General features: G+C 45.1%; 9 protein-coding genes. 6 read left to right on the plus strand and 3 right to left on the minus strand.

Going from position 1 to position 10,007, the window contains the following annotated elements; all coding sequences use genetic code 11:
• Nucleotides 1-35: 35 nt before the first annotated feature.
• Nucleotides 36-1,232, minus strand: a complete 1,197-nt coding sequence (locus tag VFW36_RS11775) for an ABC transporter permease (protein WP_329659010.1) — start codon at nt 1,230-1,232, stop codon at nt 36-38.
• The gene (gene secA / locus VFW36_RS11780) at nt 1,229-3,796 is read right to left on the minus strand and encodes a preprotein translocase subunit SecA (RefSeq protein ID WP_329659011.1); all 2,568 of its coding nucleotides are present in this window, start codon (nt 3,794-3,796) and stop codon (nt 1,229-1,231) included. Before secA ends, VFW36_RS11775 begins: the two co-directional genes overlap by 4 nt.
• Before the next feature lie 118 nt (nt 3,797-3,914).
• On the opposite strand from secA, the gene lolA reads away from it, so the two are divergent.
• From lolA to VFW36_RS11810, 6 genes are all read left to right on the plus strand, one after another.
• Complete coding sequence (gene lolA, locus VFW36_RS11785; RefSeq protein ID WP_329659012.1) at nt 3,915-4,433, plus strand: LolA-like outer membrane lipoprotein chaperone; 519 nt, start codon at nt 3,915-3,917, stop codon at nt 4,431-4,433.
• Between the two features lie 94 nt (nt 4,434-4,527).
• Nucleotides 4,528-5,169, plus strand: coding sequence for an EF-hand domain-containing protein (locus VFW36_RS11790; protein ID WP_329659013.1), 642 nt, complete (start codon nt 4,528-4,530; stop codon nt 5,167-5,169).
• A 62-nt stretch (nt 5,170-5,231) separates the two neighbouring features.
• Complete coding sequence (locus VFW36_RS11795) at nt 5,232-5,900, plus strand: response regulator transcription factor (protein WP_329659014.1); 669 nt, start codon at nt 5,232-5,234, stop codon at nt 5,898-5,900.
• Between the two features lie 10 nt (nt 5,901-5,910).
• Complete coding sequence (locus VFW36_RS11800; protein ID WP_329659015.1) at nt 5,911-6,960, plus strand: ArsS family sensor histidine kinase; 1,050 nt, start codon at nt 5,911-5,913, stop codon at nt 6,958-6,960.
• Between the two features lie 33 nt (nt 6,961-6,993).
• Nucleotides 6,994-7,755 (plus strand): hypothetical protein, encoded by a 762-nt coding sequence (locus VFW36_RS11805; RefSeq protein ID WP_329659016.1) that lies wholly within the window; start codon nt 6,994-6,996, stop codon nt 7,753-7,755.
• 83 nt (nt 7,756-7,838) lie between these two features.
• Entirely contained in the window at nt 7,839-8,921 is a 1,083-nt protein-coding gene (locus tag VFW36_RS11810) for a GGDEF domain-containing protein (protein ID WP_329659017.1), read from the plus strand.
• On the opposite strand, the gene VFW36_RS11815 is transcribed toward VFW36_RS11810, so the two are convergent.
• The coding region (locus VFW36_RS11815) for an arsenic transporter (RefSeq protein ID WP_329659018.1) at nt 8,918-10,007 on the minus strand (1,090 nt) is incomplete at its 5' end. The genes VFW36_RS11810 and VFW36_RS11815 overlap by 4 nt on opposite strands.

Genomic DNA, 10,007 nt, shown 5'->3' on the forward strand with positions numbered 1-10,007 from the left:
GGATTCAGTATCGAGTACGGAATGGCGGGAGAAATTCATTCGTTTCTAAGAACTGTCAATACGTCAACTTCAGACGCTTTTTTAGCGGGATACCACGCAGAGAGCAACACAATCACAAACGCACCGAGTATAATAGAGAAGAAATCGATAACACTCAAATCAAGCGGAAGCGTTGAAGTGGGATAAACATCGGCAGGAAGAGAGATAATATCGAATGTTCCCAATATCCACATCCCCAAAAATCCTAAAATAGCCCCCGTCGTAATCCCCAATACTCCGATCACAACACCGAGGATCAAAAAGGTTTTTTTGACCTCTTGCTTCGAAGCCCCTAGCGAAATCAACAGTGCGATCTCACTGCGACGATTCATGACTGTCATCAAAAGCGACGAGATGATATTGATCGCGGCGATGAGGATAATCAGCATCAAAACGATAAAGAGCGACATTTTCTCCATTTTAAGGGCGGCAAAAAAGTTGCCGTTATCTTCCCACCATCCGCGAACAGCAACCGTATCGGGCAAGACAGCGGCGAGTCGTTTAATATCGACCTCAGGGTTTGGGGAGTGGACATGGATTCCGTCGTACAAGTTTTCAGGGATACCCAAAATACGTTGTAATGAATCGATCGGCGTATACGAGAACCCTTTATCATACGCACTGAGCCCAGAGTTAAACGTCGATACGACTCCGAAACGTTTGATTTTAGGGGTGAGCGCTAATCCGCCCGGTTCCATCTGGGTAAAAATATACGTTAATTTTTCCCCGTCGCTCAGAGCAAACTGTTCTTTTAGCGTTTGCCCCACCATCACTTCAAATTTATTCGGTACTCCCGCTTTTAGCCCTTCCGCCACAATGCGGTTGACTTTGGCTTCCTGAGCGAAATCAACTCCGAACAGGTAGCCCCCCTCCATCTGATCGCCGTTACGGGATAAAACTGCCGAACTGACATAGGGGCTAAATGCTAAATCAGGGAATTTTGTACGAAGTTCTTCCACCAACGCGCTGTCACAGGTAGCATAAAATTTCGGCTGAATCGTGAGGGGATAGTTCATGACGGTGAGTTTTTTCTTGAACTCATTGTCAAATCCGTTCATCAGTGCCATCGCGATGATGAGTACCATAACCCCTAACGCGATTCCGGAAAATGCGAGGAGTGCGGAGAGGAAGATAAAAGGTTGATCCTTGTCAAAACGCAAAAACCGTTTGACAAGATAGGAGACGATATTCAAGAGGCAAATACCCCTTTTTTAGGTCCCGATTTTCCACAGCAGTTTTTGTATTTCAAACCGCTTCCGCACGGACAATCGTCGTTTCGTGCAATTTTTTTCTCATCATGATCGTGTTCTTGGTGATTGAGGCTCATACGCATCGCCTCTTGGCGTTTTTCCAACTCCATCTGACGGGCGAATGCTTCGGCTTCTTCTTCGGCACTCTCTACTTTAAAGCGGATAATATGGAGCGTTTTGATCGTATCGTATTTGATCGTCTCAACCAATTCGCTAAAGAGGTTATAACTCTCTTTTTTGTACTCGACCAACGGATCTTTTTGGTTATAAGCACGAAGACGGATACCCGTTTTCATGCTGTCAATTTGATAGAGGTGTTCACGCCATGCTGTATCGAGGGTTTTGAGATAAATTTCACGCTCGATTTCACTGCGTACTTTCTCATCAACAACCGACATTTTCTGATCGTACTGATCTTTGAGTGTTGAAAGCATCGTATCATGAATCGTCGTAAACGATTTATCGCTGAACAATGATATATCGATGTCGGCATTCATCTCTTCTTTGATCGTCAATACCAGACGCTCAAGATCGATCTCCTCTTCGCTAATCCCCTCAAAAATACCGCAGAATGCCAACGTTCGATCAACATACTCGCTTCGGATAAGATCGATTTTATCGGCAACGTTGTAGGTCGGATCGAGTAATTCACCACGGAATTTATAAACGATTTTACGCTGTTCGTTGGCAACATCATCGTATTCAACGATATTTTTACGCCCTTCGAAGTGCATATTTTCGACTTTTTTCTGTGCTTTTTCGACCGCACGGGTTACCATTGCCGATTCGATATACTCGCCGTCTTCTACCCCTAAACGTTCCATAATCGATTTGATTTTATCCGAACCGAAAATACGTAAGAGGTTGTCTTCGAGAGAGAGATAAAATTGGCTGGTTCCCGGATCACCCTGTCGCCCTGCACGTCCGCGAAGCTGATTGTCGATACGACGGTTTTCGTGCCGCTCGGTTCCTAGGATATAAAGACCTCCGAGCGCTTTAATCTCATCGCTCACTTTGATGTCAACACCGCGTCCCGCCATGTTGGTCGCGATCGTAATCGCCCCCTTGGCACCCGCGTTTTTGATAATCTCACCCTCTTGCGCATGGTTTTTCGCATTGAGTACGGTGTGAGGTATTTTCTCCGCTTTGATTAGGGCATGGAGTTTTTCCGATTTTTCGATCGAGGCGGTACCGATCAATACCGGCTGCCCTGCGGCATGAAGTTCTTTGACCTTGATAATGACGGCGGCAAATTTCTCTGCTTCCGTTTTATAGATCAAATCGTTCAAATCTTGACGAATGACAGGAACATTCGTCGGAATCGAAATAACGTCGAGATTATAAATCTGTGCGAATTCGGTCGCTTCTGTTTGCGCCGTCCCCGTCATACCGCCGATTTTGCCGTACATGCGGAAGTAGTTTTGATAGGTAATATCGGCAAGGGTTTGGGTCTCTTCTTTGATGATAACCCCCTCTTTGGCTTCGAGTGCCTGATGAAGCCCCTCGGAGTAGCGGCGCCCTTCGCTGAGACGTCCGGTAAACTCATCGACGATCACGATTTGACCCTCTTGGATGACATAGTCCACATCACGTTCAAAAATATAGTTTGCTTTGAGTGCTTGGTCAAGGTGGTGCGAAAGTCCCGAATTTTCAATACTATAAAGATTATCGACGCCGAAAAGTTCTTCGGCACGACCGATCCCCTCTTCGGTGATGAGAATCAAACGATCTTTTTCGTCCACACTGAAATGATCCTCTTTGATCATCGCTTTGGCAACCGCATCGGCGCGCGTATAGTTCTCCAATGTACGATTCGTCGGTCCTGAGATAATGAGCGGTGTACGTGCTTCATCGATCAAAATGGAGTCAACCTCATCGACGATAACGTAGGAGTGACCGCGCTGAACCATTTGCTCACGTGAGTAAGTCATGTTGTCGCGAAGGTAATCGAACCCGAATTCATTGTTCGTACCGTAGGTGATGTCGCAGGCGTATTGTGCACGTTTGTTGGCTGGGTTATACCCCTCTTCGACCAATATCCCCGTCGAATAGCCTAAAAAAGCATACAGCTCCGACATTTGAGTTCCGTCACGAGATGCAAGATAGTCATTGACCGTTACGACGTGAACCCCTTTGCCGCTCATGGCATTGAGTACAACCGCCAACGTAGCAACGAGGGTTTTCCCCTCCCCTGTTTTCATTTCGGCGATACGTCCTTCATGCAGTACCATACCCCCGATGAGCTGTACATCAAAATGGCGCATCCCTAAAACACGTTTAGACGCTTCACGGGTAATGGCAAACGAATCGACCAAAACCTCATCCAACGTTTTCGTATTAGTTTGCACTTGCTCTTTAAGTGTATTAAATGCCGCTTGAAGTTCACTGTCGCTTAGAGCAGAGAAATGGGCTTCACGCGTGTTGATTTGGTGTACCCGTTTGGTATATTTTTTGATTTCATGATCGTTTTTAGTACCGAAAATTTTGCCGAGGAACGTTTGGAGCATTAAAAGCCTTCATTATGAACAGTATTGAAAAAGTTGGTGATTTTAGCATACGAAAACTATTGTTTTGGTAAATGAGCATTGGGTACAATGTCATAATCAAATATTCAAAGGATTTTATGTGCGTTTTTTACCCTTTCTGTTTGCGTTAGCCCTTAGCCTCTACGCATCTCCAAAAGAGATCAATTCGTTTAACGGCAAATTTATACAAACTATTATTGATGCTAACGGCAAAAAAATTATCTATTCCGGAGAACTGTGGGCTAGCAAACCGCAAAACGCTCTCTGGGTATATCAAAAACCGATCCAAAAAAGCGTTTTTATCAATGCTCAAAAGATTACGGTAATTGAGCCTCAAATCGAACAAGTGACCCTCCGCAGCCTCGATAACGACATTGACTTTTTGCAAATCGTCCAAAAAGCCAAACAAGTGGGTGAAGATAAGTACACCGCTACCGTTAAAGGGCAAGCCTACAATATCATCTTTAAAAATGATATTTTGAGTGCGATCAATTATACCGACGGATACGATAACCGAGTCACTATCCTTTTCAGTAACCCATCCCAAAACAAACCGATCGAAGCTAGCCGATTCAAACCTGTAATCCCTGCTGATTTTGACGTTATAAAAGATCGCTAAATTTAGGGTCAATGTTACCCATTAGTTACTATAGGAGCTTTATGATTTTGGTCGAGTAAGATTTTTTCTTGCTACACCTGACAAGGAGTCTCCCATGACAATAAGCTCGAATTACAATTCGTATGCGTCATACAACACTTCTTCTACCTCTTCTACATCGCAAAGCTCAAGACCGAGTTTTGAAGAGATCGCGACACAATTGCTGACAACTTTGGATACGGACGGTAACGGCTCAGTGAGTTCGAGTGAATTCTCCGCTGCTTCATCCGACAGTAGCTCTGCAAGCGATATTTTTTCAACCCTCGATACCGACAGCAGCGGCAGTATGAGTACAGAAGAGCTGATAGCGGCCCTCAAAAATATGAAGCCGCCTGAACCTCCGCAAGGTCAAGATGGCGGAATGCCGCCGCCACCGCCGGGGGGAATGCCTCCACCGCCTCCGCCGAGTGACTCTTCATCTTCCTCAGATAGCTCAAGCAGCTCATCATTGAGTGAGATATTTTCGGCATTGGATACGAACCAAGACGGTTCAATCTCTCAAGAAGAATTGAGCGCGCTGTTTGAGAAGAAATCGACCGATACAACATCGCAAACCGGTACCGGTACTACCTCATCGGCTTCCTCAACAGTCTCAAATGATATTCAAAACGAATGGCTTCAAAAACTTCTCTCGTATTACAGCAGTAATAACAGCACAACGAGTTCTTCTACCTCCCTCATCAGCATTAGTGCGTGATGCTTCATGCCCCTAGCGGGCATGTTACTTTTTATTTACTATCCCGCCGATATAATCGAAAAATGATACATGTTTTAATGATCGAAGACGATGTCGAACTGGCAGAGCTCCTAAAAGCACGCCTCTACAAAGATGATATTGACGTAACCGTCGCACTAACGCCGTTGGAGGGGCTGAGTCTTTTCCAAACCAATACCTTTGATCTGCTGGTACTCGATCTCTCACTACCTCAGATGGACGGGATGGAGATATGCCGTCTGATTCGCCAAGAGAGCCAGATCCCGATCATTATCTCCTCGGCACGCTCTGATATACGGGATAAAATGATGGGATTCTCGCGCGGTGCGGATGATTATCTACCCAAGCCGTATGATCCGCAAGAGCTTATTTTTCGTATCGATGCGATTTTGCGGCGCCTACAGCCCACCCTGCCGAAAAAATCATCCCCATTTGAAGTTGATGAAGAACGGCACGAAATATCGCGTCACGGAACTGTGTTGAAACTGACCCCTGCAGAATACGATATTGTCTCCTACATGATCAAAAAAGACCGATACGCTATCTCACGCGAAGAGCTTTTGATGAACATCGGCTCAATAAAATACGAAAGCAGTCTCAAAAGCATCGATGTCATCATGGGTCGAATCCGACAAAAAATCGGCGATGATCCCAAAAATCCCCGTTATATTATCTCGGTACGAGGGCTAGGATATAAATTTGTCAATCAATAAACACTCAATTTTGAGCCTAATAACTCTATTTTTCGTCCTTATTTTTATCCTGATTAATGGACTTTTTTGGATTGCTTTGGAACATTTTGCCAGAGAATATGAAGTCCAACAGCACCATCGATTGCATTTTGTACTGCATGATCGTACATTGCTTGAACATCAACCAAATCCAATGTTTATGCCACCGCCTCCACCGCCACCTCCTCCGCTCTCAATTACCCTAAAATCACCCGCTTTGCTCCCGATTTGGATCGTTTTTATCGCTATTGATTTGCTCATATTAGCCTTTTTCGCTTTCCTTCTTAAAAAACTATCGCCACTGCATCGTCTAAAAAATGCCATTATCAATTTTCAAGAGGGGGATACCCAGCTCAATGTACCGATAGAGGGAAAAGACGAAATATCCCAAATCACCCATGAGTTCAACCACGCGTTAGAGAAAATCGCCGCTATGAAAGAATCACGCGCCCTCTTTTTGCGCAATATCCTCCATGAGCTCAAAACACCTATTATGAAAGGCTCTCTCACCGCCGATTGTTTGGATACGTCCGAAGACCAAGAGCGGCTAAAGCGAATCTTTAATCGTATGAACTATCTATTGGGAGAGTTTTCGACGATGGAGCGATTTAGCAGCGGTGAGTGGGAACTCAACCTCCGTGAGTATCGCTTCGTCGATCTGCTCGATCATGCGTGCGATATATTGCTCTGTTCCAAAGAGAATTTTGACATCAAAGGGGAAGAGACCGGACTCATCATCAAGGTCGATTTTGAACTGTTTGCGATTGCTCTAAAAAACCTCCTCGATAACGCCCTCAAATACTCCGATACTAAACCGAGCATCCTGATATTGAGCCATAGTGTTGAGATATGCAATCTCGCAGATCCTCTCCCCCAAGAGAATCAGAGCTTTGATAAACCATTCAATCGAACCTATGAAAGTTCTATGACTGGGCTGGGTTTAGGGCTTTACATCACCCATTCCATCCTCAAAAAACACGGCTTTCGCCTCCGCTATCACCACGATTCAGGGATGAACTGTTTTAGGATATTAACAATTTAGAGTTACAATACCCAAAAATCATAAGGTCATCGTGTGTTAAATCGATCTATTTTTCTTATTACCCTATTAGGTACATCCTCTCTATTCGCTTCCAATTACTCTCTATCAGTAAGCGCGGATGCGACAAAATTTGACTATGCCGAAACCGATAGCAGTGGTAGCCTACTCGATACGGAAAGAGCCGATTTCGGCAAAGTCTCGGGGCTAAGTGTTACAATGGAACCCCGTTATGAGGGGCTGTATTTCAGTGCTTCTTATGCCAATGGAAATACCGATTATGTCGGAAGTTTGATCGATTCGGGTGACCCTTACGGCTCATACAAAGGGATTACGACAAACGAGGTATCCGATTATAATTTCGGGTACAAATCAACGGCACGTGATCCGCGCGGTGGGTGGGAAATGCCCGTAACGATTGGAGTCGGGTACCGTCGATGGCTCCGTCAATTAGGATACGACGAGCTTTATGACTGGGGCTATTACAATGTGGGGATCGGTCTTCACTACCGTATGTCATCAATTATGACAATCGGTGCGGATGCTTCGTATCGAAAAGCGTTTAGTGCTCAGATGTATGAAAATTGGCATGGCTATACCTATAATCTAAACAATGTCTACGGGTATAAAATCACAGTTCCGTTTGAACTTAAAATCAATCAAGCACTCAGTACATTCATCGCCTATAATTATGAGTTTTGGAATATCGATAAATCAAATTCTGTGGGTGGGTACTATGAACCTGACAGCGAAACGAACAACGAAACAGTGTCGTTTGGGTTCAAATTCAATTTCTGATTCATATTTTACTCATAATTTTTAAGACTTTGATAACATAATTTGTCGTACTCTATGAGAAGAGAGCTTTTCATGGAGTAGCAATGTACCATCCCCTTGTCCCGATCAACCGCCTTATCCGCTTCGAGTCGTACGAAGAGTACTATGCACAACGAATCTACAAAAACTTCTTATTATTCAGCTATATCGGTGTCGTACTCTCACTGATCTACATTCCGTTCGATTATCAGATTCATGCCCCTAAAGGTGAATTTTTTTATGTTTTGGGCGGACGTCTCACAACCGCATTTTTTGCGGTGATGGTGGTCGTAGCCGTGGCATTCTCCTATTTCCGAAACCATCGGGTTGAAGCGATTACCATCTTCGGTACGATGGGATTTAGTGCAACGGTCGTTACCTATCTGCTGTATGGCAACAGCTATTTTTTTGCGGCTTTGGCTTGGATGTTTTATCTCGTCCCTACGATCATGCTCGCACCACTATTGAGTAAAAGAATCTATCTCATCATGGAAGCGTACCAAATCGCATTTGTCGCCTTTATGATGTCATGGATCGGCTCAAGCGCTGATGATTTGTTTATCTATCTCTTTTTTGCCATCCCGCTGGCAGGCTATGTCTTTATCCTCGTTATTTTAAACCATCGGATAAGTATGGAAGCCTATATCAATGCCTACCAAAACTATGTATTGATGTCACTCGATTCCCTGTCCAATCTTCTCAACCGACGTACATGGTACGAAGAATCGCATCGCCATTGGGAACATAGCAAAGGTATATCGTTTATGATGCTCGATATTGACTATTTTAAGCGCGTCAACGACACCTACGGACATGAATGCGGTGACCGTGTCATCGAAACGGTTGCCCGTATTCTTTTGGAACAAACCCGAGATTACGATATTGTCGGACGGCTCGGCGGTGAGGAATTCGGGATTGTACTGCCGCAAACCGATCTGCATGAAGCCCAAGCGATTGCCGAACGGATACGCCACACCATCGAAACAACACCGATCAACTATGAAGATCATATTATCCATGTGACGGCGAGTATCGGCGTGATCGAAAACAGCGAACATATCGACAAATTTGCGACGCTGGTCAATCAAGGCGACAAGCATCTATATACGGCAAAAGAACAAGGGAGAAATCGGGTGATTTCGGGTTAAATCAACCCGAGCAACGCCACCAACAACACCGGTGGCGTAATCACCAACCCTACTTTCATATATTCGCCCCATCCGATTTTGACCCCTTTTTGCGCCAAAACATGAAGCCAAAGAAGAGTTGCGAGTGATCCGATCGGGGTCATTTTAGGTCCGAGGTTACATCCGATGATGTTGGCATACGCCAATGCGCTGTTCCCCGCTTCGGCAATCGCGATGTCCATAATCATAATGGTCGGCATATTGTTCATGACCGAGCTGAGGATAGCGGAGAGAAAGCCCGTTCCGATCACGGCATAGACGTTCCCCATACTCTGAAGCTCCATAATCATCCCTGCGAGATACGTCGTCAATCCGCCGTTTTTCAGACCATAAACCACAACGTAAAGACCGATACTAAACCACACCACCTGCCACGGTGCCGCTTTGATCGTGAGAAGCGGTTTCGTAGCTTTAAAGTAGGTCGCAATAGCGAGAAATACCAAAGCTCCACCGAGGGCGAATACCGAGATAGGGAGATGATACGCATCCCCGATAAAATATCCTACCATGAGCAATCCCAAGAACCACCAGCTGAGGCGGAACATCGTCATGTTTTTGATGGCACTTTCCGGAGTGGCGAGGTTCTCGACATCGATATGGCTCGGAATCTCTTTGCGAAAAAAGAGCCACAATACGACGATCGAGGCGATGATACTGAGGAGATTCGGGAGGAACATTGTCCGTGCGTATTCCCAAAAACCGATTTGGAAATATCCTGCCGTGACGATGTTCGTGAGATTGGAGATTACGAGAGGATTGGATGCACTGTCGCCGATAAATCCTCCCGCCATTAAAAAGGCGAACATCGCAACGGGATTGAGCTTGAGATATTTCATCTTTGCTAAAATGATCGGGGTGAGGATCAATGCCGCACCATCGTTGGCGAAAAAAGCCGAAACAAGTGCTCCGAGAATCATCATGTAGATAAACATGAGATTTCCGTTACCACGAGAGAGACGAACCATCTTGAGTGCCGCCCACTCGAAAAATCCGATCTCATCGAGCACCATCGAAAGAATGATAATACCGATAAACGCAAGTGTTGCA

The sequence above is a fragment of the Sulfuricurvum sp. genome (genome assembly GCF_036279695.1).
GTDB lineage: Bacteria > Campylobacterota > Campylobacteria > Campylobacterales > Sulfurimonadaceae > Sulfuricurvum.

Excerpts from the sequence above, each read along its gene's own strand:
- secA (WP_329659011.1), bottom strand. The coding sequence starts at position 3,796 with ATGCTCCAAACGTTCCTCGGCAAAATTTTCGGTACTAAAAACGATCAT.
- VFW36_RS11790 (WP_329659013.1), top strand. The coding sequence starts at position 4,528 with ATGACAATAAGCTCGAATTACAATTCGTATGCGTCATACAACACTTCT.
- VFW36_RS11795 (WP_329659014.1), top strand. The coding sequence starts at position 5,232 with ATGATACATGTTTTAATGATCGAAGACGATGTCGAACTGGCAGAGCTC.
- VFW36_RS11810 (WP_329659017.1), top strand. The coding sequence starts at position 7,839 with ATGTACCATCCCCTTGTCCCGATCAACCGCCTTATCCGCTTCGAGTCG.